The following is a 24,997-nucleotide window of genomic DNA, read 5'->3' on the forward strand; positions in this document are numbered from 1 at the left end:
TTTTGAAGCTTTTACTGAAGTCTGCCTGATGAGCTTAACGTCCGGAGTTGCCTGGTGCGTTAGTAGCGGTACTGCCTCCGGCATTCCCGCCCGTATTCCCGTTGGCATTGCCTGCAGGCTTCCCGCCGGTATTCCCAGCGGCATTCCCGCCGCCAGCATTGGTACCGCCTAATGGAGTAGAAGTATCCACAGCAGGCGGCTGAACAATGATCATGCCAGGGTCTTCCGTACTGTCAGGGATGATTCCGGCGTCCGGTGTCGGCTCTGCGTCCGGCGTCTGTTCCGGAGTTGGTGTAGGCTCAGGTGTAGGCTTAATGCCGCCAGCCACACTGCCGGAAGCAGTCTCATGTCCGGCTACGTCCACGGCAGCCACATAGAAGGTAGCATTAGCGCCTGCCGGAGTACCCGGCCTGAAGACGGTGCTCTCTCCAGCCGCGAGAACAGCCTGCTTCTGGAAAGATCCGCCGTTCAGGGAACGGTAGAGGCGGTAGCCGACAACATCCGGCGAACCGCTTGGAGTGAAGGTAACTACAGCCTTGCCTGTACTGTAGGAGACCATGACTTCACCGGGAGCACTTGGCCCGTTGCCGTCATCGACCCGCGGATCGACCTCGGTCGGATAGTCGGTTTTGGCATCCTGCGGCATGTAGTACGATAGTGACTCATGCGATTTCATCGCCGGGAAGGCGGCCAGCAGCTCTTTGACCAGCTCCTGAATCGGCTTTTCGCGCTTGACTACGATTTTCTCCTTCAAGAAATCCTCAGGAGTTCCTTCCAGAGGGATGTAGTTCACCCCGTTATAAGTGATGTATCTGGCATTGGAGATTCCGTCGTCGCTCTCCTTAGGAACAAATTTCGCGTTGAACAGATCCGTTGTGAATCTGTCCGTCAGCTTGGAAGGTTTCTTGCCGCTGTATGCCGAGACTGTTGCCTTGACGATGCCTTCCGGCTGGGCGAATTCCTTCGTGGTGAACAGCTCGGGACGCTTGTCAATCACTGTATTCATTACCTTGGTCCACAGGGTCTGCGCCTGACGCTTCTGCGTATCCCCCTGAAGGGTATTGATCTGCTCTTTGTAGCCCACCCAAATTCCAAGAGTGACATCCGGGGAATAGCCCATGAACCAGACATCCCCGTAGTTCTGGGTGGAGCCGGTTTTGCCGACAATCGGAACTTCCTTGAAATGCTTGTAGTTCCTCTTCACTGTAGTTGCAGTTCCGTCAGTAATTACGGTACGCAGCATATCCGTCATCAGATAAGCGGTCTGCTTGGAGAAGACCTGTTCCGGGTTAACTTTATGCTGGTAGACGATTTTTCCCTGACTGTCCACGATCTTCTCGATCATATAAGCATCAGTGAAGGCGCCGCCGTTACCGATGGAGGAGTAGGCGTTGGTCAGCTCTTCCACGGATACCCCGTAACGCAGCCCCCCGATAACCCCGGTCTGAGCGCTATAGTCATTGTCCTGGATGGTGGTAATCCCCAGCTTCTTGGAGAAGGCCCAGGCCTTCTCAATGCCCACCTTGTCATTGAACAGCTTCAAGGCCGGAAGGTTCAGGGATTTGTTCAGGGCATAACGGGCGGTAACCAGACCCTGATAACGGTTGTTGGCGTTCTTGGGAATGTGGTAGCCTTTGCCTCCGTCCTTCATGACAATCGGCGCATCATCCAGAATGCCGGCAGGCTGAATGAGCCCTGCATCCAGTGCAGGCAGGTACGCTGCAATCGGCTTCATGGTAGAGCCGGGCTGGCGGATCATCTGGGTGGCATAGTTCATCTGCTCGATGTTGAAATCGCGCCCTTCGATCATGCCGAGAATCGCGCCGGTCTTATTGTTGATCATCATGCCGGCTGTCTGTTCCTTGCCTCTAGCCTTGCTGTCCTTGGTGAAATTGCTGCTGTCATCCGAGACACTGTGCATCGCACTGTACACTTTCTTGTCTATGGTGGTGTACACCCGGTAGCCGCCGGTCATCAGCTGCTGGCGGGCTTCCTCCAGCAGCTGGGCGGAATCGGCAGCAGTGGCCGCCTTGTCTGCCGTGCCCTGGTTCAGCTTCAGCAGGATCTCGGACGCTTTGCGTTCGGTCTCCATCATGAGATAAGGGAAGGTGGCATAAGCCTTCTTCGTATGCGGTGCAAGGGAGCTCTTGATATCGAAGAGCAGTGCCTCGTCGTACTGGGAAGTGGTAATTTTGTTCTCCTCCAGCATCCGCCGTAAGACCAGCTTCTGGCGGTCCATCGCCCGGCCGAAGGCCGTCTCGTTGAATTCGCCTACGCCGTTGAACGCAGAATACTTGGAGGGGAGCTGCGGCAAGCCGGCGAGATACGCCGCCTGGGCCACGTTCAGCTTCTCCAGATCATCCAGGCCGAAGATGCCTTTGGCGGCGGCCTTGATACCAAATACATTATAGCCGTTGGAACCGTTCCCGAAAGGAACCTTATTTAAATAAGCCGTTAAAATCTCCTGCTTGGACAAGAAACGTTCCAGCCGCAGGGAGAGCAGGATTTCCTTCACCTTGCGGTCTTCCGTGCGGTCCAGGTTCAGGAACACGCGCCGTGCAAGCTGCTGGGTAAGGGTACTGCCCCCGGTCTGAACGGATTCATTCAGTACCTTTTGCTTGACGGCCCGCAGGGTGCCGCTGAAATCCACCCCTTTATGATTGTAGAAATTATTGTCCTCTATAGCGAGAACGGCATCAATCACAAGCTGCGGAATATCGTTGAATTCAATAAGTCTGCGGTCTTCTTCTGTGCGGAGCTGGCCAATCGGCTGTCCGTCACTGAAATAGGCAAAGCCGGTAATGGCGTTCAGCCCAACCTGCTGCTGGATTAGTTCTTCGGGCCGGACCGGGTCGTCCTTCACTATTGAAGTGACGTAGCCGGCTACAGCGCCGCCGGCGAACAGGCAGCCGAGTATACCGAGTATGAACATCCACTTCACAACTGAACCGAACCTGCGGAGCCAGGATCTGCGCGGTGGACGCTGTTTTGCGGTCTTCTTTTTCTTCTCCTCAACCATCGACGATAATCCTCCTTTTAACGGAACTATTATAGCACAATTTGGCGATTTTGAATGCGCTTCTGCCGGAGAGGATTTTTAAAATAACCCCACAAAGTGGGGACTTCAGCTTCTATGATGACCCAAAAACTTTGCGGGAGCCCAAAAACATATACATTCTTATCATAAAAAAAGCTCCCGGATAGAAATCCGGGAGCTTTGATCAGATTCCGCTGTAAGCGAATCTTAACGGTTGTAGAATTCGACGATTTGCTTCTCATCGATATCCTGGGACAGCTCAGCACGTTCTGGCAAACGGATATATTTGCCTTCGAACGATCCGTCAGCATATTCCAGGTAAGCCGGAAGGTGGTTACGGTTCTCGAGAGCTTCTTTGATCGAAGTCATAGCGCGGCTTCTTTCGCGGAGTCCGATAACGTCGCCAATGCTTACACGGTAAGAAGCGATGTCGACTTTTTTGCCGTTAACGGTTACGTGGCCGTGGGATACCAACTGACGTGCGCCTGCACGGGAGTTAGCGAATCCGAGACGGTAAACCAGGTTGTCCAAGCGGCTTTCAAGCAGGAACATGAAGTTTTCGCCCGCAATACCCTGGAGCTTTTGTGCCTTAGTGAAAAGAGTTTTAAACTGCTTTTCGCCCAAGCCGTACATGTGACGCAGTTTTTGTTTTTCCAAAAGCTGCATTCCGTAGTTACTTACTTTTCTGCGTTGGTTAGCGCCGTGCTGTCCTGGTGGGAAAGGGCGTTTCAGGTCTTTGCCTGTACCGCTAAGGGAAATGCCCAGACGACGGCTGAGTTTGAATTTAGGTCCGGTGTAACGTGCCATATTATAGTAGACTCCTTTTAATGAAAAAAATTTATTGTAGGGCCTATTTGCGCCGCAATTCGTATCCGTGAAAGCGTTAAATGGTTTCACACTGCCGAGGGAAGTTCAGCCGCTGCCCTGGCAGTAACGAAATGCGTAGAGGGTGACACAACGTTACGCCCAATAAGACTTGTTACAGTCTTGTTCAACAATAAATATTATATGAAAATGACAGTCAAAGTCAAGCGCAACTTAAAAGAGTTTTTGTCTATGTTTGTCGTTAGTTCTTTGGTCCTAAAAAAAATCCCGGTTTTGCGGAAAATATAATGCAATACCTCAAGAAAGGGAGTAAAATATAACTAATTGGATGTTATCGGAAAACTGTGATTTCAAATATCCTGACTATATTTACGCTGGATTGGTAATGTCTCTACTATAGAATCAGGGGGCGTACTCCGGTCTGGCCTGATTGAAGATGCAAAGGAGGTCCTCTTTATGTCAGAGCAGGAGGCATACGGCCATAAGGATCGGGACAGCCGTATGCTGTTACAGGACATGAGGCAATCCGGCGGAGAAGATGTAGATCCCGCCGCCTGGCTGAAGGAGACGGATATCGTGTCTCACGATTTCCCCTACGCCGCCAGCTTGATTGCCGAGAGCTTCAGGGAATGGCAAGGACAGGGAGTCCCCTCCTTCGCGAAGGCCTGGAGCTGGTGTGTGCTGAATTATGAAGGTGATTGGATTGAACCCGGCTCTGAATTCCGGCAGGGGCGCTGGAGAGCAGAGTGGGAAGAAGCGGCGGGAATCTGCCTGCAGACAGGCGGGATGTATGCCGCCGAGGTTCTGGAGGAAGGACAAGCCTATACCCTTCTGGCTTTGCCGGTATTTACGCGCGGGCACCGGGAAATCTTTGCCGTGCTTGGCTGCAGGATGCCTGCTGAGCAGTACGAGTCGGGCGGGAAGCATACGGCTGAGGCCATGTCGATGCATTTCCAGACCTGCTTTTATCACCGGTTTGAGCATGTGTTTGTCTCGGATCTTGCGGGAATTCACCTGCATGCCGAGCGTGAGGGCAGCCGCCGTTCGCTGCTTTTTCAGATTGTCCAGCGTATGCATGACAACATTGATGTAGATGCCGTGCTGACGGAGGTCATTGACAGTATCGCTGCGATGTATCCGGGGGTGCGGCTTGATTTGTTCATGTCCCAGGACCACCGCAGCACACATCCTCAGGTCAAGCCGCTTCCGCTGACATGGGCAGGCAATGATGTCTGTGACCGGGCCTTCAAGGATGGGCGGGTCACGCTTCATGCCGGGCGTGATGAGAACGGGACTGTTGAGGTAGCGCTTCCGCTCGGCGGCAAGCAGGGGGTATATGGTGTGTTTCATATGATTATGGACAAGGCGTCCTTCCATGAGCTGGATCTTAGCTTCCTGACCATGGTCGCGGATACCGCCGGTACAGCCTTTGAGAATGCGAAGCTGTATGAACGCTCCAACCAGCTGATCAGGGAGCTGCGCATGAGCAATGAGCTTACCCAGCGGCTGAATCAGAGCCTCAGGCTCGGCGATATTTTTCAGTTTGCTTTTGAAGAGCTGCTGGCAATGTTCGAGGCGGATTATTGCTGTATCCTCCATAGGAATGAAGAGCGCGGCGGGCTTGAGGTAATCGCCTGCAATTATCTGCCGCTGCTGGGTGAAATATTGGATGGCAGTCAGGGACTCGGCGGTAAGGTTTACGCTACGGGAGAGCCGCTGCTGCTGTCCGATTACAAGTATGCTGCGGGGCAGACCTCGACGCTGATGGATGCTACCGGCTCACAGTCGCTGATCGCTACTCCGCTGAATGTGGGGGGAGAGGTGCGTGGAGCCATTATGCTGGCCCATAAGCAGGCCCACTTCTTCACCTATGACAGCTACCGGCTGCTGCAGGCGATGGCCGGCCATATCGGGCTGGCTGTCGGAAATGCGAGGCTTCATGCCGAGGTGCACCGCCTGGCGAACCGGGATACGCTGACCGGACTTTTTGCCCGCCACTATCTGGATGAAGAGATTAAGCAGCGGCAGTCGAGTGATTTTTGCGGAACCCTGATCGTGGTGGACATTGACCAGTTCAAGATGGTGAACGACACCTATGGACATCAGAAGGGGGACAAAATCCTGAAGCAGGTCAGCGACATCGTGAAGACCTCGATCCGCCAGGGGGATGTCGCCGCCAGATGGGGCGGGGAAGAGCTTGCAGTCTATCTGCCTCAGCTTGGGGTACAGCAGGCCGTATTCGTAGGGGAGCGTATCCGCAAGCGTGTGATGGGAGAGACAGAGCCGCGTGTGACCGTGTCCTGCGGAGTCGCCGAGTGGAGCTGGACCGATGACCGGGTCAGTGTCGAATCTCTCTTTTACCGGGCGGATATGGCGCTCTACGAAGCCAAGAACAACGGGCGCAACCAGGTAGTGATCGATAACAAAACCGTAGAGAATAATTCGAAGAATCCTTGGGCTTAGGCCTTAAGGATTTTTTTGTGCAAAAGCCCTGCTTTGTGAAGGGGCGTCATCCGGCGTATAAGCCCTGCATTCAGGGAGACCCTAGGTAGAATACAGGTACACTCTACTTTCTTGCGGAAAGGGCTTGATGGCCATGATGAACTTACGATGCGTCCGCACAGGAATTCTTGCCCTGCTGATGCTCTCCAGCCTTGCATTCAGCGGGTGCGCGGGTGTGAAGGACAAACCGGCTGCGGAGGATTTGAATCTGGTAATGGCGGGGATGGATGGCACTGACGGGGTGTCCTTTGAAGGGGCGGCTGCCCTGCTGATCGACGGGAAAACGATCCCGGAATCCTCGCTCTACTATGGGGGAAAGGTAGCAGATCATAACCGGGTCAGCCTCTATTCGCTCCTGCCGGACGGCGGACATCCCGCTTCTGCGGCGGAGTCCGGTCCGCATTCTCTGGAGCAGGGCTCCGGAGATGCGCCCGTCTACTATACCCGGATGGTGAAGGAGGACGGGAAATGGACGATGAAGCAGGCCTCTCCGGCCTTGGGCGGCAGTAATCCCCTGGAGGCGCTGAATCCGCTGCGTCAGCTGGAGGAGCTGGAGAAGATGGGCAAGAAGGTGACGGAGGAAGCGGGCAGCGCCAGAGGGACACGGGTCCTGCGGATTGAATTAACGGCAGAGGAGGCGCGCAGACAGCTCTCGGCAGAGCTTGCGCAGAAGATGCAGGCAATCAAGCCGGCTGCCAGAATAAGCGCTGCTGCGCCTGCTGACACTCAGGCTAAGGCACTTGCGGCTAAGACCGCACTGTGGGAACAGAAGCAGACAGAGCTGCAGCAGAGGCTGAACCAGGCGGATATCCGCACGGTATATTATCTTAAGGTTGACCCGAAGCGGAATCTGCCCACCCGGCTGACCTCGAACCGCACCCTAACCTACCCCGGCAAGGGCGGTGCGACCACGGAAGAAGCCTACATTACGCAGGTGGATTTCTATGGTTATCAGTGAGCGGTTCCCTTCCCGCAGATGGCTTGCGCTCTATGACAGGCGTGCTACAATATAACGGTATGTTTATTTTCAGCAAGAGGAAGGAAGAGAGAGACAGATGAATGATCCCCGGATTCAAAAGCTTGCGGCGAACCTTGTAGGTTACTCCGTAAACGTACAGCCCGGCGAGAATGTGCTCGTCGAAATGATCGGCAGTGAACGAGATTTGATCAAAGCCGTTGTGGAGGAAGTGGGGAAGGCCGGAGGCCGTGCATTTGTGCAACTGACCGACCGCACTGTTCTGCGCAGTATGCTCAAATATGCAACACCTGAAGGCATCAAGACCTGGGCGGAGATCGACCTGAACCGGATGAAGCAGATGGACTGCTATATCGGCATCCGTGCAGGTGAGAATGTCAATGATCTGTCCGATGTGCCGGAAGAGAACATGAAGCTCTACAACTCCCTGTATTCCCACCCGGTACATAGCGAGCAGCGCGTCAAGCACACCAAATGGGTGGTGCTGCGTTATCCTAACGCCAGTATGGCTCAGCTCGCCAACACGAGCACTGAGGCCTTCGAGGACTTTTACTTCGCAGTCTGCAACCTGGATTATGCCAAAATGGATAAGGCCCAGGATTCACTGGCTGAGCTTATGCGCAGAACCGACAAGGTGCGTATATCCGGTCCCGGAACAGACCTTACATTCTCCATCAAGGGAATCGGGGCGGAGAAATGCTCCGGCCAGAAAAATATCCCGGACGGAGAAGTGTACAGCGCTCCTGTCCGGGATTCCGTGAATGGAACGATCAGCTATAATGCCGCATCGATCTATAACGGGGTGACCTTCGAGAATGTGAAGTTCACGTTCGAGAACGGCCGGATCGTAGAGGCTTCCAGCAATGATACCGCGCGGTTGAATGAAATTCTGGATTCCGACGACGGGGCGCGTCATATCGGTGAGTTCGCAATCGGCTTCAACCCTTATATTCTACATCCGATGAAGGATATTCTGTTCGATGAGAAAATTGCCGGCAGTCTGCACTTCACACCGGGCCAGGCATATGATGTGACGGACAACGGCAACCGTTCGTCCATTCACTGGGACCTCGTGCTGATTCAGCGTCCTGATTACGGCGGCGGCGAAATTTACTTCGACGATGTGCTGATCCGTAAGGACGGAATTTTTGTGGTGCCGGAGCTGGAAGGTCTGAATCCGGAGAACCTGAAATAAAATGGTACAAAAGCGGGATTCCAAACGAACGTAAAGGCCGGTTTCCAAGAAACACCTTGCGTGAGTAAGCGGATTCAATGTATCATGGAATTGGTAACAAGTGAACATAAGTATATAATCAAGTTGCGGAGGGATTCCTATGTCCAACAATGCGGCAATCGTGGATATTGCACAGACAGCAAGCCAATTTAATTCATCTATCGTTCTTCAAGCGGACAACAAGTACATTGATGTGAAGAGCATCCTGGGCTTGTTCACCACCCTGGTATCCAGCCAAAGCTATGAGCTGCATGTACATGGCACAGATGCCGAGGAAGCCAAGAAAGCCATGAGTGAAGTTTTCGCCAAACACAATTTGAATTTTACAGTAGTAGCAGAGTAATTCCAGTTTCTTCTCAGACGTCCGGCCTTGCGGCTGGGCGTCTTTGCTGTGGAACCAGGTGATTTTGCAGGAACTTCAGGAATAACCCAAACTGAAATCTTGTATTAGGTCCTAATTTCGACTAATATTAAGAATAATAAGCAATCGCTGCTGTAACTTTTGGACATGGGGGGGAAAATGCATGACTTCATCGGATTTGCAGGAACAGCTCAATATCAAAGCAATCAATCTTCTTCAAGAAGATGCCGATAAAATTCAGAAGCTCATTGAAGTACAGATGGAGAATTTGGCAACCCGTTACTGCCCTCTCTATGAGGAAGTGCTGGATACCCAGATGTACGGCTTCTCCAGAGAGGTCGATTTTGCGGTCAGAGCGGGGCTGGTGCCGGAGCTTACCGGCAAGCAGGTGCTGAGCAAGCTGGAACGTAATTTGGCTGTACTATACGAGGCACTGAACAAGAAGGCTGAGGAACGGGAGATGTAAGTCCCGGTCATCAAGTGGAAACGGCTTTGCCGTCCTTGTTAAAGGACGGTACCGTTTAATTCTTATATTTTCAACAAAACGCACATGAAAGACCCGGGGGTCGATCATGTGCGTTTTTTTACAATTATTTATAAGTTTTGAGTTTCAGACCAGATAGAACGATACCCCGAGAATCAAATAGACCGCCAGCAGCAGGAGACCTTCGTACCAGTTGGTTGCGCCGTCCTGAATAATCGATTTGGCGATGAACACCGATACGGCAATCGCTACAATCTCAATCGTGGTGAAGACAATCGACATGGTGTTGCCCATGAAGTAACTGGCGAAGATCAGCACAGGGGCGACGAACAGGGCAATCTGCAGACTGCTGCCTACGGCGATCTCGACTGCGGCGCCGATCTTGTTCTTCATGGCGAGCATAATGGCAGCGCTGTGTTCTGCGGCGTTACCGATAATCGCTACAAGGAATGCGCCGACGAACAGCTCACTGAAGCCGAAGCGTTCGGTGAGAGTCTCCAGCGTGCCGACCAGCCACTCACTGACGAAGGCGACCATGACTGTGGCAAGGACCAGGTAGAGGATTGAACGGTTCCGGGACCAGACAGGAGCATGCTCATTCGGCAGCTCTTCCGCAGTATCGTCCGTAACATCCGCCAGGTATTTCTTGTGTGTGATCATGGAGAAGACCAGCCAGGCGAGGTAGGCGGCAATCAGGAGTCCGGCAACGACAAGGCTAAGCACATTGGTGTCTTTCTCGGTGATGGAATGCGTGTTGAAGAACATGGCGGGGACGAACAGGGCGATAACCGCAACGATCATCAGTGAGCCGTTCAGACCGGCGAGTGTGACATTGAAGTTCTGAACCTTGAACTTCATGCCCCCGGCAAAAATACTGAGTCCGAGGACGAGCAGCAGGTTGCCGATGATGGAGCCGGTCAGACTCGCTTTGACCATGTCAAACAGTCCTTCCTTGACCAGGAAGAAGGCGATGATCAGCTCGGCCGCATTGCCGAAGGTAGCATTCAGGAACCCTCCAAGCCGCTGTCCGGCGTAGTGGGCTACACTCTCGGTGGCCCGGCCGAGGAAACCGGCCACGAAGATGACCGAAACGGCAGACAATATGAACTGAAGGGTATGATCCCAGTTCGCGTAATGCCCTATGGCGCTGAGGATGAAGCTGATGACCAGCAGCGCCGGTGAGATCCATTTTTTCAAGGTTTAGCACTCTCCAGTCTCTATATGTAGGTTGAATTCATAATCAATATACCCAAATTGTTCCTGACTGTAAACGGGGGTGAGAGAAAGTCATTTGCTTTTTAGGCCGCTTTGGAATTACAATAATTGATAATGAGAGTAGGGGGGATATGGCATGGCAGAACAGCTTCAACTGGAATTGGGTAATATACGGATATCGAATGACGTTGTCTCAAAAATTGCCGGCCTGGCCGCGCTTGAGACTCCCGGAATTGCAGCCATGTCTGGCGGTTTGTCAGAGGGCTGGGCAAAGCGCCTGAGCGGCAAGAACGTGCAAAAGGGTGTTACTGTCGAAGTTGGCCAATTGGAAGCTGCAGTAGACTTACGCATCATCGTACTGTACGAAACGCCGATTCATGAAGTGTGCCGCATGCTTCAGCAGAATGTCCGCGAGGCTGTGGAGAGTATGACCGGGCTTCACATCGTAGAGGTTAACGTTAAGGTCGAAGGCGTAGCCTTCAAGAACGACGAGATTTCTTAAGCACAATTATATTAGGCATCCATGCAAAAGGCAGTCCGGAATATATTCCGGACTGCCTTTCTACTTGTTGGCTCAACCCTCATTTGTATGTAGGTAGCCTCTTAGCGTGCGCGGGTGCCAGCACTTCTGTTGTTGCGTACCTGTCTGACCGTAGTCACAGACTTCACCACTTCCTCCTTGGCCGGACGGTTGGTCTCCCGTGAGATGCTGAGCATGATCCCCATGCAGAGCATGGTGACAAGCAGCGAGGAGCCGCCGTAGCTGATAAAGGGCAGTGTAACCCCTGTAAGCGGAATGGTATTGGTCACACCGCCGATATTGATGAAGGCCTGAATGGCGATGAGCCCCATGATTCCGATGCCGACCAGGGTGCCGAAGGGATCGGTACACCGCAGTGAAATCAGAATCCCTCTCCAGATAAAATACAGATAGAGCAGCAGGAACAAGGCTGTTCCCACGAAGCCGAGCTCCTCACCGATGACGGAAAATATAAAGTCAGTGTAAGGATAAGGAAGGTAGTGAAGCTTTTGGATGCTCTTACCAAACCCGGAGCCTTGTGTTCCGCCTTCGCCTAGGGCGATAAGGGATTGCATGATATGATAGCCGTTGCCCGAGGCATCTTTCTCCGGATCAAGGAAGGCTTCAATACGGCCCTGACGGTAATCCTGCTTAATCTCAGCCTTCTCGGTCTGCGGCGACAGGGAGTCAATGGCGGTCTTGGCTCCCCAGACGAGAGCCACGCCCAGAATCAGTAGGCCTATCGAGCCCATAATGTGCTTCATACTGGCGCCGCCGGCATAGATGATCAGTCCGCTGGTTGCGACAAGAATCATACAGGAGCCGAAGTCCGGCTGGAGCATAATCAGTCCGGCTACGATGCCGACGATAACCATGACCGGGATATACCCTGTCCGCAAATCGCGCAGGCGCTCGCCTTTTTTGGTGATCAGGGCAGCCAGGTAGAGAATGATAGAGATCTTGGCCAGCTCGGTAGGCTGAATCCCAAGGGTTCCGATACTCATCCAGCTCTTGGCGCCGTTAATCCCCTCGGTGGTGGCTACGAACAGCAGCAGTACGAGTGTAATCACGAAGATCGGGGCATACCATTTCTTGAATTTACTGTAGTGGATATTCATTACCACGAACATGATGAAGCTGCCCAGCACAGCCCAGATCAGTTGTTTTTTGACGAAGAAAAATGCATTATTGCTGTATTTCTCACTGGCAAGGGTTAAGCTGGAACTGGAGCTGAACACCATCAGCAGGCCGAAGCCCACGAACAGCAGGGTGAGAATAAGCAGCTGGAAATCGGGCGTTCCTCTTTTGGACGGGTTGGCTTTGGCGGCCGTCTTTCCCTTCGCGGCACTCAAACTTCCAGCAGCGCTTTCAATTCATTAATATGCTTCCGGGCTACCTCAAGCACCGGCTGAGGCACCGGAGATTCATATTCCAGCCCGTGGGGGAATGTGGCCTTGCCCAGATAGACAGCTTCAATCGCCAGTACTGCGTCCGCCTTCTCCAGCTTCCCCTCCACAGCACGGGTATTAATGCGCAGGAAGTATTCGCCGCCGTCCTTGCGGTCTTCGATCTTGCAGTCATAAGTCGCGCGGTAGTATTCCCATTGCCATCTGATGAATCCTGCCTTGGAGGCACTCTCGTCGAGATAAAGAAGGTCGCTCTTCAATCCTTCGAGGCCCGTGTTCTCAAATATCATAGCGCACAACTCCCCTTAATGAAGTATAATGATTCATTTGTAATTAAAATTTGTTATTGTTCTTCCTCATGATAGTCTGTTTCCCGGGGTTGTGCAAGGTAGAACAGGCTGATTAATACCCACTTTTTTGCGTTTCTGCTACAATAAAAGAAAGTTGGCAGGCTGCGGAGCGGACAGAGCTCAAGGGCTTGCCCCGCAGGCTTATCCGCAGGATGCTGTCAGAGAAGGGAATGGAGAGTTATGGAGAGGTTAGAGATCGGGGAACTGCTCCCGGAAATGATCAAATGGCGCCGCCATCTGCACCGTCATCCGGAGCTGTCCTATCAGGAGAAGGAGACCTCCGCTTATGTCGGGGCAAGGCTCACGGAGCTGGGGATTGAGGTCCGGCGGAGTGCAGCAGGCTACGGATTGACAGGCATACTTAAGGGCCGGGAGACTGGCAGAACGGTAGTCCTGCGTGCAGATATGGACGCGCTGAGTATTACGGAGGAGAGCGGCCGGGAATATGCTTCCCAGCATCCAGGGGTTATGCATGCCTGCGGGCATGACGGGCATACCGCCATGCTGCTGGCTGCGGCGGCGTATTACAGCTCCCGCCGGGAGGAGCTGAGGGGGGAGATCCGCTTTCTGTTTCAGCCGGCGGAAGAGGTCTGTCCCGGCGGTGCAGTGGACATGATTGCGGAAGGCGTGCTTGCGGGTGCGGATGCTGTCTACGGGCTGCATCTGTGGACGCCGTTCCCGCTCGGGACGGTAGGCAGCGCGCCGGGGCCGTTGATGGCTTCGGCCGATGAGTTCTTCATTGATCTGACCGGCCGGGGCGGACACGGCGGCATGCCCCACCGTACAGCAGACAGCATTGTGGCGGGTGCGGCACTGGTTACCGGGCTGCAGACGATTGTCAGCCGCAACGTTGATCCGCTGCGTCCTGCTGTGGTCAGCGTGGGAACGATGCAAGGCGGTTCCGCCCAGAATATCATTGCCGAGCGCTGCCGGATTACCGGGACGGTGCGGGCCTTTGATGAAGAGACACGTCATCTGATCCGCCGCCGCATTGAAGAGTTGGCGGCGTCCATAGCCGCAGCCTATGGGACGGAGGCGAAGGTGGACTATCTGATGGGGTACCCGCCGCTGGTAAATGACATTGCTGAGTATGAACGCTTCGCCCGTGTTGCCCCTGAGGCACTGGGTACAGATGCCCAAGTGATGCTGATGGAGAAGATTATGCCGGCGGAGGACTTTTCCTATTATGTTCAGGAGATTCCCGGCTGCTTCATCTTCGTCGGTGCGGGCAATGCGGCCAAGGATGCTGTCTATCCGCACCATCACAGCAAATTTGATTTCGATGAGGATGCTATGCTCTATGGCGTGAAGCTGCTGGTCGCTATGGCCGATTCCTGTCTCAATGAGTCCTTATCCGTATAAATGTTACCGCTCCAGGAAAAACTACTCTCAAATGCCATGGTAACGTGGACAGGAGGGTTCATTCTTGACAGCGGCAGCAGCTGCATTAATAGAATGACGAGTGGCTCATATCCGTTAGGGCGGAGGTGGGCTTTTTCGTTGTAGGGACAAATGTGAACCACTATAGCACACAAGGAGGGAATAGGATGAGCGGAGCAGGGGCGGGGCCATGTATCACACGGAATGACCGGACAATTCTGCTGGAATGCGGACATCCGGGATTTGAGGAGGCACGGGCGGTTCTAAGCGGATTCGCCGAGCTTGTCAAAAGTCCTCCAGCCTACCACACTTACCGGATCACGTCGTTGTCCCTATGGAACGCCGCAGCAGGGGGACAGACAGCGGCAGAGGTCATTGAAGGACTGCGCAGGCTGTCCAGGTGGGGCATTCCTTCCGAGGTCGAGGGGGAGATGGAACTGCTGATGTCCCGTTACGGAAGCTTGCATCTGCACGCGGATGAGAGTGATCCGCAGCTGGTTACGTTAACCGCTGACCGGGCGAATCTGCTGGATGAACTGGATGACTCTCAGAAGCTGAAGGAGCTGGGCCTGCGCCGGACCGGGGAGCTGCATAGCCATTGTCCGAAGATGAACCGGGGTCTGCTGAAGCAGGAGTTGGCCAGACTGGGTTATCCGGTTCTTGACTATGCCGGGTACCGGGACGGGCAGATGCTGAAGATGGCCTGGCGGGAAACTCTAAGGGGAACGGGTGAAGAGAGCAGCGCCGAATTCAGGCTCCGGGATTATCAACGGGAGGCTGTCCGAAAGTTCCAGGGAACCGGCGGACATGGCGGCAGCGGTGTGGTCGTGCTGCCCTGCGGGGCAGGCAAAACAGTTGTCGGCCTTGCGGTGCTGGAGCAGCTGCAGTGCGAGACACTGATCCTTACTTCAAGCACGACTTCAGTAGAACAGTGGCGCGGGGAACTGCTGCTGCGGACCACGCTGAGCGCAGATGAGGTCGGGGAATACACGGGAGAGCACCGGGAGGTGCGGCCGGTAACCGTTACAACTTATCAGATGCTGACCCACAGGCGCTCCAAGGGAGGAGCATTTGTCCACATGAATCTGTTCCATGAACGAAACTGGGGGCTGATTATCTATGACGAGGTCCATCTGCTTCCGGCACCTGTCTTCCGGGCGACCGCAGATATTCAGGCTACGCGGCGGCTGGGGCTGACAGCAACGCTGGTCCGGGAGGACGGGCGGGAGGGGGATGTGTTCTCCCTGATCGGCCCGAGATGCTACGACCTGCCCTGGAAGGTGCTGGAGCGGCAGGGATGGATTGCAGCTGTCGATTGCATCGAGGTCATCGTTCCGATGAACCAGAAGCTGCGGCAGCAATATGTGTATGCCGGTGCGAAGGAGCAGTTCCGGCTGGCGGCAGGTAATCAGGCTAAGGCGCAGGCCGCAGCGCAGATTGCTGCGGCGCATCCCGCAGCGTCGATTCTGGTGATCGGACAGTACCTCGACCAGCTGGAGCAGATGGCGCTTACGCTTGCGGCCCCTCTGATCACGGGCAAGACTCCGCAGAAGGAGCGGAATGCGCTCTACGCTGCGTTCAATGAAGGCAAGCTGCCGGTGCTGATTGTCTCCAAGGTTGCGAATTTTGCTGTGAATCTGCCGGATGCCTCGGTAGCAATTGAGGTATCCGGCGCCTTCGGCTCCCGGCAGGAGGAGGCTCAGCGGCTGGGCCGCATCCTTCGTCCGAAGCCGGGGGATAACCGGGCGTATTTCTACACGCTGGTCACGGGAGACAGCCGGGAGCAGGACTTCGCCCTGCGCCGCCGGATGTTCCTGACAGAGCAAGGCTACGAATACGGGGTCCGGATGCTGGACCCGGCGGAAGGAGCTGTTCTCTGATGGAACTGGAACCGGCAGATGATATCAGCAGGCTGTCTGCGGATGCTTGTGAAGTGCTGCTGCGGATAGCGGCAGAGCATGCGACTTCGCCATGTACAGCGGATTCTGTAGAGCGGCTGCGGCCTGAATTCCTGTGTAGAGCCGAGCAGTTGCTAGCCTTGGAGGAACTGCTTCACACCGGGATGCTGGAGCTGCGTCAGAAGGTGTGGGGGGAGCGGCTGTATCAGATTCCACAGCAGCAGTATCCCTTGATTCTGAGGAGCTTCTGGACGGGCTGCCCGCAGGTGCGGGTGGAGGGGGCAGTCCGGGTTGAACATGCAGCGTGTTCAGAACTGGCAGGGGAGATCTTTCAGGGACTGCTGTTCATAGCCCAGGAAGGCCTGCCTCTGACCTCTAAGGGAGTGATACATAAGAAGCAGCTTGGCCGGTTAGCCGGAAGGTTGTCCATACCGGGGGAGTATCTGGCTCTGCTTGAGTCCTCTGCCGGTCACCAGAGCTATCCGCTGCGGGTTACATTAATGATTGATTTGCTGAGCACACTGGGGCTGATTACCCGCGGCAGCAGCGGGTATGGATTAGACAGAACGATGCTGCAACGCTGGCTGGCTCTTACCGCACAAGAGATGACGGATACGCTCTACACCTTGGGAATCAGCCGTTACGGCGCTCCGCTGCCTGAGGAGCAGCATTTCAGACATTTGCTCTCGGCAGCAGAGTTTAAGGCGGACGAGTGGTTTGCGGTAGAGCCTGTTCTAAGCTGGATGAGACAGAATGGTCTTGCCGGAGAGCAGTCTGTGCCGGGGGCAGCAGGGACAGACTCAGACTCAGACTCAGAGCTTAAGCAGGCGTCACTTTCCTGGATTCGCCTTCTGGCCGCCTTCGGCTGGTGTGAGCTGGGGTCTTCAGCAGAAGGGGCGGAGTGCTTCCGCTGGAAGGCAAGGAAGCCGCAGCTGACCAGACATAGCCTAGGAATAAACCCGCAGCGTCAAGAGGGTGCAGAAGAAGCAGACAGTAACCGGGAAACAGCCAGCAGCAGTCCAAGCATAGCCTCACACAGCCAAGCAATCCTGGACAGCGCCGCCGAAGCTCAAGATACCGTCCTCAGCCCGCAGAGACCCGTAGCAGCTGAAGCCGCATGTAGCCCGCTGCCGCAAGCATCGGCTTCCCCGTCCCCCGGCTTCATTGTTCAGCCGGATTTCGAGGTGCTGGTACCACCGGAGGTCCCTTATACGGTCCGCTGGACCTTGGCCGGGTGTGCGGAGCTGCTGCATCACGAGGATCTCTGGAGCTTCCGGCTGACCCGTGAGCGGCTGGAAGCCGCGGCGGACCAAGGGTTCGCCCCGGGTGAAGTGATCTCCTGGCTGAACGCCCATGCCGCCGGAGGATTGCCGGAGCAGGTCATACTGGCGCTCCGGCAGTGGGCCAGAGCGATCGGGCGGACCGAACTGGCGGAGGTTCTTCTGCTGTCCTGCGCCGGAGAGCAGGAGGGCGAGATAATCGCCGCCCATCCCCGGCTGCAGGACATCGTTACCCGCATCGGCCCGCTCCACTTCATCGTCCGAGCGGAGGCTGCCGGGCAGCTGCGCAAGGAGCTAGCAGCCGCCGGTCTGGCGCCGTCCGTGAGGGCAGGGGACCTGAACGGGGCTGCGGGCCAGCAGCGGCTGTTCGGGCTGTCTGGGCCGGACGAGCCAGCGCTGCGCTACGAGCTCCCTGCCGCAGCCGGGGAACGGGGCCTGCTGGGAACGGGACCGTCCCCGAAGCTCCTGCCGCTGGACAGGGGCGGCCCCCCGATGCTGGAGCTGCCGGGTGAGGAGGCCGTGCCGCAGATGTGGTTCAATCAGTGGAGGCAGTATCATGTCACTACAGCGCAAAAGGTAATGGAGCAGGCCCTAAGCTGGGGAATTAAGGTCCGGCTCTCCTACGGGGGCAAGGCGGCGGATTTCATTCCTGAACGGATCAGCGGACGCCCATGGAAGGTACGGGGCATTCTGCTGCTCCCGGGAACGGAGACGGCAGAGGAGACGGAGCTTGCAGCAGAGGACTGGCAGGAAATTCAGCTGCTGCATCCGCTTAAGCACAGAAATTCTTCTTCTGCTGAGGCGGGCGGATATGTTATGATAAGGTAGTCTATCGCTGCGGTAGAACATTAAATGCAGAAAAGAGTTGAAGTTCATGAGCGTAGCGGAATTAAATACGGTCGATATGGCTGAAGTGCTGACATACGCCTATGAATTAGGCGATATGATTAATCAATCCGCAGAAGTGTCGGATTACCTATACTGGAAGGGACAGGTAGATAACCATCCCCAAATCCAGGCCATGATCAAGCGGCTGCAAGGCAAGAAGGAGCTGTTTGACGAGACACAGCGGTTTGGTCATTTTCACCCGAACTATCACTCGGCCAAGGATGAGGTTGAGGCTGTAGAGCGGGAGCTGGAGCAGTTCGAAGCGGTGGTCCGCTTCAAGAATGCGGAGAAGACGCTGGATGATATTCTTCATTCCATGTCTGAGGCGATCGCATTCTCGGTCTCGGACAGTATTAAGGTTCCCAGCAATGATCCGTCCCCCAAAGGCGGATGCGGCAGCGGCGGCAAATGCTCCTGCGGATAAGCTGACCCGTGAGGAGATAGAGAAAGAGAGGCGGATGAGCTTATGTTTGCGGAACGGACAGGTTATATTGTATGGGTTAGCGACGTCAAGGCGGCGCGCAACCTGGAGAAGTACGGCACATTGCACTACGTTTCCCGTAAAATGCACTATGCGGTAATGTACGTCAATGCGGAGCGCGCCGAGGAAGTCATGAAGAATGTCCGCAGACTTTCTTATGTGCGCAAGATTGAGCGTTCGTACCGCAATGAACTGAAGACGGAATATACCAGCAACGGACCGGACAAGTCCAAGTACTACGGTCTGTAGTTCAGGGATAAAGGTTATTTAGACAGACGCCGCTGGCGTCTGTTTTTTTAGAGGGGGACCAGCAATGAACCAAGAGGAACAGGTCTTAACCGCTTTCCGGGAATTATTCAATAAGATGAGCTGGCTGAACAAGTCGAAGATGGAGATCAGTCTTAAGGGCAACAAACCCTCGGAGGTGCACTGTATTGAATACATCGGACGACATGCGGACGTCAATGTGACCAGGCTTGCAGAGGCCTTGTACATGACCAGAGGGGCGATCAGCAAGATTACACGGAAGCTCCTGCACAAGGGGCTTATCGAGAGCTACCAGAAGCCGGACAATCAGAAGGAAATCTATTTCAGGCTTACCGGTCAAGGGAAGGCTGTGTATCAGATCCATGACGAATTGCACCGTGAGTTCCGGGAGCGGGACAGACCCGTGTTTGAGCAGGTGACCGATAGCCAGTATGCCGGTATGCTCAGCTTCATGGAGAAGTACAACAGGCATTTGGATGAAGAGATTAAGAAGCAGGAGCTGGGGCTAGAGAACAGCACGGAAGAAGATTAATTTCCTCTCTATACTTCATGCAGAATATTTCAGGCAGAGTCACTTTCACCCGGCAGGGTGTTTTTTTACGCTAAAATTATGTTTCCTTGGAATCAAAAGTGTGCTAGGATGATATTGTTTCTTAGGAAACAAATCATAAACTCCAAGGAGAGAAGATACATGTCCACATCCAGACCCGCTCACAATCAAGATCAACCCTCTGAACCAACAGTAGATAAGCATGCGCTTATATTCGGTCTAATCTCTGTATTTTTATGCGGCATAGGCTTCAGTATTATAGCTCCTGTGGTTCCATTCCTCGTCCAGCCTTACATTAGCGATCCCGGAAAACAAGCGGTGATGATTACCCTGCTGACCTCAGTGTATGCGGCCTGTCTGTTTTGTGCGGCGCCTGTGCTGGGTGCGCTGAGTGATAAATACGGACGGCGTCCTTTGCTTCTGCTATGCCTGCTGGGTTCTGCTGCCGGTTACTTCATATTTGGCCTTGGAGGGGCTTTATGGGTGCTGTTCGCCGGGCGGATTATTGAAGGGATCACAGGCGGGAGCATCGGTACAATCTTCGCTTATTTTGCAGACATTCTTCCATCGGAGCAACGGACCAGGTACTTTGGCTGGGTGAGCGCGGTGGTAGGGGCCGGTACTATTATTGGTCCGTCGATGGGCGGGCTGCTGGCCAAGTTCGGGTATTCGGTGCCTATGTATGCTGGCGCAGCGGTAACCTTACTGAATGCGGGTTATGGCTTCCTGTTCATGCCGGAGAGTCTGGGTAAAAGTAAAAGACTGAAGGCTATTCCCTTAGTCAGGCTGAACCCCTTCTCGCAGCTTGCGAACCTCCTGTCCATGAAGAACCTCAATAGACTGTTTGTCTCCGCCTTCCTGCTGTGGATACCGAATGGATCATTCCAGGCTATTTTTTCACAGTTCACATTGGATAATTTCAGCTGGAAGCCGGTGATCATCGGATTGATGTTCTCCATCATGGGCTTGCAGGATATCCTGTCCCAAGGATTCATTATGCCGAAGCTCCTGAAAAGATACACTGACAGGCAAATCGCCCTCCTCGGAATGGGCTCGGAAATTGTTGGCTACGTCCTGTTTGCGTTGTCGGCCTTGTTCGCCTTTTATCCTCTTTTTATCGCAGGGATGTTTATCTTCGGCTTCGGAGATTCAGTCTTCGGGCCTTCGTTCAACGGAATGCTGTCCAAATCTGCCGCAGCGGGCGAGCAGGGACGGGTTCAAGGGGGCAGCCAATCGATTCAGGCGCTGGCAAGAATGATCGGACCGCTGATTGGCGGACAGCTCTATGTGTCGCTTGGAGCGGCTGCACCGGCATTCATGGGGGTGATCCTCATTGGAGCGGCGATCCCTGTGCTGCGAACGATTAACCGGGCAGGAGAGTTGTCGAAATAAGTCGTTAATGTGAAAAAAATGCGCAGAGGGTCTTGCCCCGTCCCGAAGTTTATCCCTGCTTAATAATTCCAATCTATGCTGAAGAGAAGTTATTGAATTCACGAAGACAAGTATACGGGGGATTAGATGAATAAGACAGGGACCCTTGGCTATGCGCTCGGAAGACCGGCTCATCGGCCTCAGCGTGGAGCGCTTCCGTCTCCGGTGCTCCAGTATCCAGTCAAGGGAGGGTGTAAGCATGTTTCTGCAGATCGGTGAAATCGCTGAACAAATCCCGGACATTTCGATTCATCACAAATGCGGGTTTGTGGACCAGATTTTCAAAAGCAATCCCCAGCTCCAAGGCGTAGCCGTAACGGAAAACGGGCGGACTGCCGGATTAATTATGAGGATCAGCTTTTATCAGAAAATAGGTACGCTGTACGGGTATACGCTCTATATGGGCAGACCTGTGGAACTGGTGATGGACAAAAATCCGCTGGTGGTAGACTATAACACGCCGATTATTGAGGTAAGCAGGCAGGCGATGTCGAGGCAGGAAGAGAATCTGTACGACTATGTGATCGTGACTCATGAGAAGGCCCTGTTCGGAGCGGTTAGCGTACGGGATCTGCTGCTTAACTTCGCGGAGATTCAGGCGGTGGCCGCCAGCTTCCTGAATCCGTTAACAGGGCTCCCGGGGAATATCAGCATTACTGAGTGGATGGTGAAGACGCTGCTGCAGGATGAATTCAGTGTACTCTACATCGATCTTGACCATTTCAAGGCGTACAACGACACCTACGGTTTCAAGGAAGGCGACCGTATGATTCAGGCCACTGCGGAGCTGCTGAAGCATGAGGCGCTGCGGATGAACGGATTCCTGGGGCACATCGGCGGGGATGATTTTATTATTTTTATCAGCGATTATCACTACGAGGAATGCTGCAGAAGCATCATCGCGGCGTTCGATACGGCGGTTAAGGATTTCTATCATGCCGGACATCTGGCCCAGAAATACGTGCTGACCGAGAGCCGTTCGGGACAACTGGAGGAGATCCCGCTGGTCTCGATCTCGATTGCCGTGGTTACGAACCGCAGCCGCCGGTTTGCTTCCATTGAGGAGCTGTCTGTAGAGGCGGCCCGCTTCAAAAAAAGCTGCAAAATGATCAGAGGCAGCAGCTATGTCGATGACAGCGATATCAGTATGCACCGGACGGGCAGCTGAGGTTTCGCCATGTAACTCTCCCGGGGATGGCGGTATGCTTGAACAACGGTCGTCAATGCGGTAAGATTGACAACAATAAGAGCATGCCAAGACCCTTTTTACGTGGAGTGTGATGACTATGCAGGGCAAGGGGATGGACTGGTGGGGGGTGCACGAACCCTTCCATATCATGCTGAATAACTACGGGATTGCCGACATCGTGCTGACCCGGCATGCCAAGAGCCGTTATGCGGACCGGGTAGCTGCTGAGGACAGCGGAAATGTGGAGGTGACCGCCTGGATCTGGCAGGCCCTGAAGCAGAACCGGCTGAGGCCTTACTCGAACAGTGATTATAATGCCTATCTGATCGATAATGATACGGTGATCGTGGTTGATTTCAGGCAGCTTGAGGGCGTCACGGCCCTCTCCGGAGAGCCGCTGTATGTCATGGTAATCGTATCTTTTCTGGGCAAAATATCGGTGACTCCGCAGCTCCGGGATCTCAAGCGATACTATTCCTGGCTGCGACATTCCCGGCGCATGAAGCTGTCCAAGAAACGCCGCAGGCGCAAGTAGGATACTTGAAACGAGGGAGGCATGCGGCTTAGGGCTGCGTGCCTTTTTGCTTGAAGACTGAAATTAGCGAAGGAGTCAGTAACGTATGAATTTTCATCAGCTTCATATTTTCTATACCGTGTCCGAACGGGGCAGCTTCTCGGCGGCGGCGCAGACTCTGCATATGACCCAGCCTGCGGTGACGATGCAGATTCAGGCGCTTGAGGATTATTTCGGAACCAAGCTGTTCGACCGTTCCACCAAAAAAATCATACTTACCGAGGCCGGCCTGACGCTGATGCCGTTCGCGGTGCGCAGCATGCAGCTGATGCGAGAGACGGACCAGGCAATGTCGGCCTTCACCCACATGCTGGAGGGCCGCCTGATGCTCGGAGCCAGCCTGACCATAGGTGAATATGTGCTTCCCCGCCTGCTGGGGCCTTTCGGCAAGGAATATCCGCATATCTCGATTATGATGAAGGTGATGAACACTTCACAGATTATGGATGAGATTCATAAGCATCAGCTGAATTTCGGGCTTATTGAAGCGCCGGTCTCCCACCCGGACATGGTGATTGAGCCGGTAATGGGCGATGAGCTGAAGCTGATCGTGCCCCATGAGCATCCGCTGGCCGCTCAGGCAGAAGTGACATTGGCGCAGGCGCTCGCCTATCCGTTCGTGCTGCGTGAGCGCGGTTCGGGTACACGGCGGGTGATGGAGGAGCAGCTTGAGGCTAACGGGCTTGCCCCTGCGGCGATGCAGATTGTGATGGAGCTGGGCAGTACCGGAGCGGTGAAGTCGGCGGTAGAGGCGGGGCTGGGGATTACGATTATCTCGACCTCGTCGGTCAAGCATGAAGTAGCGCTCGGCCTGCTGAAGATTGTCAATCTGACGGATGCCTCCTTCAAACGGCAATTCTACGCCATTCATCTGAAATCGACCTTGCTGCCGATCTCGGCGGTAACCTTCCTAAGCTTCCTGCGCCAGCATGCCGGCGGACAGTAACGGATATGCATAGCTAGCTGCGTGTAGCTGCATGAAAGTATGTAAACTTACTTGAAAGAATGGAGGAATTCCATGACAGACCCTACAAGTCATAGCGGGCATTCAGAGGCGGAGTTAGCTACAGCGGGTCTTGCTGATACAGCCGGCAGATGCGACCTGCACACCCATACCCAGGCCTCGGACGGCATGCAGCCGCCGGCAGAGAATGTGCGGCTTGGTTACGAGGCTGGATTGGCAGCGGTAGCCATTACCGATCATGATACGGTCAGCGGAGTAGCGGAAGCACTGGAAGCAGGCAAGCGGTACGGGATTACTGTAGTTCCCGGTGTAGAAATCAGCACACGGCAGAGCGGCAAGGAGATCCATGTTCTCGGTTACTATATCGACATAGAACAGGAACTGCTGTTGTCCCGCCTGGAGGAACAGCGGGGTATCCGGCTCGGGCGTAATGAAGCAATTCTGGAGAAGCTGCGCGGGCTGGGCATTGCGATCACCCTGGAGCAGGTAGTGTCAGGGCTTGGCCGGGAGCTGAAGCCTGATGAGAGCATCGGCCGTCCGCACATCGCGGATGAGCTGGTGCGGCTGGGTGCAGCCGGAGATATGCGGGATGCCTTCGACAAGTATCTGGGCGAAGGTGCGGCGGCCTATGTCTCGCCTCCGCGCATTACCCCGGAGACGGCCTGCCAGTGGATTCGTGAAGCAGGAGGTGCAGCGGTGTTGGCCCATCCGGGAATCTACGGAGATGACGCACTGGTGCGCAGAATTGTGGAGGAATGTGATTTGGACGGCATCGAGGTGTATCATTCCGATCATGGACCGGCAGAGCATGAGCGCTACCTTGCACTGGCTGCGGAATTCGGCCTGCGGGTAACCGGCGGCTCGGATTTCCATGGTGCGCGGCAGGGCGTTGTTTTCCACGGGGATCTCGGCAGTGTTAGTGTGCCTGCCGCTGTGCTGGAGCAGCTTAAGGCTGCCAGAGGCTGACTGTAGGACACAGCGCAAAGGGCATAGGATACAGGATACAAAAAAACAGACACAAGACACTAAAAACCTCCGACCCTTAGCGCAGGCGCTACAGGACGGAGGTTTTTTTGGTAAGAGCAATCCTTACTGTTAGTAGAGCACATGATCAGTAAGAGTAAACCACCTACTATTGTTGTGTTCGGTTTTTAGCATACAATGTGCCGTTTACCTTCGCACCAG

At 54.5% G+C, this 24,997-nt stretch carries 22 protein-coding genes; 17 read left to right on the forward strand and 5 right to left on the reverse strand.

The features are described from left to right. Window positions 1-34 precede the first annotated feature (34 nt). Window positions 35-3,019, reverse strand: coding sequence for a transglycosylase domain-containing protein (locus MKY86_RS11950; RefSeq protein WP_076074330.1), 2,985 nt, complete (start codon window positions 3,017-3,019; stop codon window positions 35-37). A 225-nt stretch (window positions 3,020-3,244) separates the two neighbouring features. Beyond that, a complete protein-coding gene (rpsD, locus tag MKY86_RS11955) occupies window positions 3,245-3,844 on the reverse strand; it encodes a 30S ribosomal protein S4 (protein ID WP_036729464.1) in 600 nt (199 codons plus the stop codon). A gap of 474 nt (window positions 3,845-4,318) precedes the next feature. On the opposite strand from rpsD, the gene MKY86_RS11960 reads away from it, so the two are divergent. From MKY86_RS11960 to MKY86_RS11980, 5 genes are all read left to right on the forward strand, one after another. Beyond that, window positions 4,319-6,325, forward strand: a complete 2,007-nt coding sequence (locus tag MKY86_RS11960) for a sensor domain-containing diguanylate cyclase (protein ID WP_076074333.1) — start codon at window positions 4,319-4,321, stop codon at window positions 6,323-6,325. 133 nt (window positions 6,326-6,458) lie between these two features. Next, entirely contained in the window at window positions 6,459-7,322 is an 864-nt protein-coding gene (locus tag MKY86_RS11965; protein WP_143803510.1) for a hypothetical protein, read from the forward strand. A gap of 97 nt (window positions 7,323-7,419) precedes the next feature. After that, window positions 7,420-8,535, forward strand: coding sequence for an aminopeptidase (locus tag MKY86_RS11970; protein WP_076074338.1), 1,116 nt, complete (start codon window positions 7,420-7,422; stop codon window positions 8,533-8,535). A gap of 139 nt (window positions 8,536-8,674) precedes the next feature. Then, window positions 8,675-8,917, forward strand: coding sequence for an HPr family phosphocarrier protein (locus tag MKY86_RS11975; protein WP_036695008.1), 243 nt, complete (start codon window positions 8,675-8,677; stop codon window positions 8,915-8,917). Window positions 8,918-9,098: 181 nt separating this feature from the next. Continuing rightward, window positions 9,099-9,401, forward strand: coding sequence for a YlaN family protein (locus MKY86_RS11980; RefSeq protein WP_036695007.1), 303 nt, complete (start codon window positions 9,099-9,101; stop codon window positions 9,399-9,401). 144 nt (window positions 9,402-9,545) lie between these two features. Here MKY86_RS11980 and cax read toward each other — a convergent pair whose 3' ends face one another. Beyond that, window positions 9,546-10,616, reverse strand: a complete 1,071-nt coding sequence (gene cax / locus MKY86_RS11985; protein ID WP_076074340.1) for a calcium/proton exchanger — start codon at window positions 10,614-10,616, stop codon at window positions 9,546-9,548. Between the two features lie 154 nt (window positions 10,617-10,770). Here cax and MKY86_RS11990 point away from each other — a divergent pair, with 154 nt between their 5' ends. Further along, the gene (locus tag MKY86_RS11990) at window positions 10,771-11,136 is read left to right on the forward strand and encodes an Asp23/Gls24 family envelope stress response protein (RefSeq protein WP_036695005.1); all 366 of its coding nucleotides are present in this window, start codon (window positions 10,771-10,773) and stop codon (window positions 11,134-11,136) included. Between the two features lie 101 nt (window positions 11,137-11,237). Here MKY86_RS11990 and ftsW read toward each other — a convergent pair whose 3' ends face one another. Continuing rightward, entirely contained in the window at window positions 11,238-12,506 is a 1,269-nt protein-coding gene (gene ftsW, locus MKY86_RS11995) for a putative lipid II flippase FtsW (RefSeq protein WP_076074343.1), read from the reverse strand. Then, window positions 12,503-12,850: a YugN family protein gene (locus tag MKY86_RS12000; protein ID WP_076074345.1), complete on the reverse strand. Its 348-nt coding sequence runs from the start codon at window positions 12,848-12,850 to the stop codon at window positions 12,503-12,505. The genes ftsW and MKY86_RS12000 overlap by 4 nt, the downstream gene beginning before the upstream one ends. Before the next feature lie 240 nt (window positions 12,851-13,090). Here MKY86_RS12000 and MKY86_RS12005 point away from each other — a divergent pair, with 240 nt between their 5' ends. The 11 genes from MKY86_RS12005 (at window position 13,091) to MKY86_RS12055 (ending at window position 24,778) form a co-directional block, all read left to right on the forward strand. Further along, window positions 13,091-14,272: an amidohydrolase gene (locus tag MKY86_RS12005; RefSeq protein WP_076074347.1), complete on the forward strand. Its 1,182-nt coding sequence runs from the start codon at window positions 13,091-13,093 to the stop codon at window positions 14,270-14,272. Between the two features lie 185 nt (window positions 14,273-14,457). Then, window positions 14,458-16,170 (forward strand): DNA repair helicase XPB, encoded by a 1,713-nt coding sequence (locus MKY86_RS12010; RefSeq protein ID WP_076074349.1) that lies wholly within the window; start codon window positions 14,458-14,460, stop codon window positions 16,168-16,170. After that, the gene (locus MKY86_RS12015; protein ID WP_076074352.1) at window positions 16,170-18,296 is read left to right on the forward strand and encodes a helicase-associated domain-containing protein; all 2,127 of its coding nucleotides are present in this window, start codon (window positions 16,170-16,172) and stop codon (window positions 18,294-18,296) included. Before MKY86_RS12010 ends, MKY86_RS12015 begins: the two co-directional genes overlap by 1 nt. A 46-nt stretch (window positions 18,297-18,342) precedes the next feature. After that, entirely contained in the window at window positions 18,343-18,780 is a 438-nt protein-coding gene (locus MKY86_RS12020) for a YlbF family regulator (protein WP_036729443.1), read from the forward strand. Window positions 18,781-18,822: 42 nt separating this feature from the next. After that, window positions 18,823-19,086 carry a YlbG family protein gene (locus tag MKY86_RS12025; RefSeq protein WP_036694997.1) on the forward strand — a complete coding sequence of 88 codons (264 nt, stop codon included), beginning with the start codon at window positions 18,823-18,825 and terminating at the stop codon, window positions 19,084-19,086. A 64-nt stretch (window positions 19,087-19,150) separates the two neighbouring features. Beyond that, a complete protein-coding gene (locus MKY86_RS12030; RefSeq protein ID WP_076074354.1) occupies window positions 19,151-19,636 on the forward strand; it encodes a MarR family transcriptional regulator in 486 nt (161 codons plus the stop codon). 159 nt (window positions 19,637-19,795) lie between these two features. After that, entirely contained in the window at window positions 19,796-21,046 is a 1,251-nt protein-coding gene (locus tag MKY86_RS12035; protein WP_076074357.1) for an MFS transporter, read from the forward strand. Between the two features lie 238 nt (window positions 21,047-21,284). Then, a complete protein-coding gene (locus tag MKY86_RS12040) occupies window positions 21,285-22,253 on the forward strand; it encodes a diguanylate cyclase (RefSeq protein WP_083684352.1) in 969 nt (322 codons plus the stop codon). Window positions 22,254-22,371: 118 nt separating this feature from the next. Then, window positions 22,372-22,809 (forward strand): hypothetical protein, encoded by a 438-nt coding sequence (locus MKY86_RS12045; RefSeq protein ID WP_076074360.1) that lies wholly within the window; start codon window positions 22,372-22,374, stop codon window positions 22,807-22,809. 85 nt (window positions 22,810-22,894) lie between these two features. Further along, window positions 22,895-23,794, forward strand: coding sequence for a selenium metabolism-associated LysR family transcriptional regulator (locus tag MKY86_RS12050; RefSeq protein WP_076074362.1), 900 nt, complete (start codon window positions 22,895-22,897; stop codon window positions 23,792-23,794). A gap of 72 nt (window positions 23,795-23,866) precedes the next feature. Beyond that, entirely contained in the window at window positions 23,867-24,778 is a 912-nt protein-coding gene (locus tag MKY86_RS12055) for a PHP domain-containing protein (RefSeq protein WP_083684355.1), read from the forward strand. Window positions 24,779-24,997 lie beyond the last annotated feature (219 nt).

The organism is Paenibacillus sp. FSL R7-0333 (assembly GCF_038000365.1).
Classification (GTDB): domain Bacteria; phylum Bacillota; class Bacilli; order Paenibacillales; family Paenibacillaceae; genus Paenibacillus_AQ; species Paenibacillus_AQ silagei.

Excerpts from the sequence above, each read along its gene's own strand:
- MKY86_RS11975 (WP_036695008.1), top strand. The coding sequence starts at position 8,675 with ATGTCCAACAATGCGGCAATCGTGGATATTGCACAGACAGCAAGCCAA.
- MKY86_RS12000 (WP_076074345.1), bottom strand. The coding sequence starts at position 12,850 with ATGATATTTGAGAACACGGGCCTCGAAGGATTGAAGAGCGACCTTCTT.
- MKY86_RS12030 (WP_076074354.1), top strand. The coding sequence starts at position 19,151 with ATGAACCAAGAGGAACAGGTCTTAACCGCTTTCCGGGAATTATTCAAT.
- MKY86_RS11950 (WP_076074330.1), bottom strand. The coding sequence starts at position 3,019 with ATGGTTGAGGAGAAGAAAAAGAAGACCGCAAAACAGCGTCCACCGCGC.
- MKY86_RS11980 (WP_036695007.1), top strand. The coding sequence starts at position 9,099 with ATGACTTCATCGGATTTGCAGGAACAGCTCAATATCAAAGCAATCAAT.
- MKY86_RS12025 (WP_036694997.1), top strand. The coding sequence starts at position 18,823 with ATGTTTGCGGAACGGACAGGTTATATTGTATGGGTTAGCGACGTCAAG.
- MKY86_RS12040 (WP_083684352.1), top strand. The coding sequence starts at position 21,285 with ATGTTTCTGCAGATCGGTGAAATCGCTGAACAAATCCCGGACATTTCG.
- MKY86_RS12035 (WP_076074357.1), top strand. The coding sequence starts at position 19,796 with ATGTCCACATCCAGACCCGCTCACAATCAAGATCAACCCTCTGAACCA.
- MKY86_RS11970 (WP_076074338.1), top strand. The coding sequence starts at position 7,420 with ATGAATGATCCCCGGATTCAAAAGCTTGCGGCGAACCTTGTAGGTTAC.
- MKY86_RS12020 (WP_036729443.1), top strand. The coding sequence starts at position 18,343 with ATGAGCGTAGCGGAATTAAATACGGTCGATATGGCTGAAGTGCTGACA.
- MKY86_RS11960 (WP_076074333.1), top strand. The coding sequence starts at position 4,319 with ATGTCAGAGCAGGAGGCATACGGCCATAAGGATCGGGACAGCCGTATG.
- MKY86_RS12055 (WP_083684355.1), top strand. The coding sequence starts at position 23,867 with ATGACAGACCCTACAAGTCATAGCGGGCATTCAGAGGCGGAGTTAGCT.
- MKY86_RS12010 (WP_076074349.1), top strand. The coding sequence starts at position 14,458 with ATGAGCGGAGCAGGGGCGGGGCCATGTATCACACGGAATGACCGGACA.
- MKY86_RS12050 (WP_076074362.1), top strand. The coding sequence starts at position 22,895 with ATGAATTTTCATCAGCTTCATATTTTCTATACCGTGTCCGAACGGGGC.
- MKY86_RS12005 (WP_076074347.1), top strand. The coding sequence starts at position 13,091 with ATGGAGAGGTTAGAGATCGGGGAACTGCTCCCGGAAATGATCAAATGG.
- MKY86_RS11965 (WP_143803510.1), top strand. The coding sequence starts at position 6,459 with ATGATGAACTTACGATGCGTCCGCACAGGAATTCTTGCCCTGCTGATG.
- MKY86_RS12045 (WP_076074360.1), top strand. The coding sequence starts at position 22,372 with ATGCAGGGCAAGGGGATGGACTGGTGGGGGGTGCACGAACCCTTCCAT.
- rpsD (WP_036729464.1), bottom strand. The coding sequence starts at position 3,844 with ATGGCACGTTACACCGGACCTAAATTCAAACTCAGCCGTCGTCTGGGC.
- MKY86_RS12015 (WP_076074352.1), top strand. The coding sequence starts at position 16,170 with ATGGAACTGGAACCGGCAGATGATATCAGCAGGCTGTCTGCGGATGCT.
- MKY86_RS11990 (WP_036695005.1), top strand. The coding sequence starts at position 10,771 with ATGGCAGAACAGCTTCAACTGGAATTGGGTAATATACGGATATCGAAT.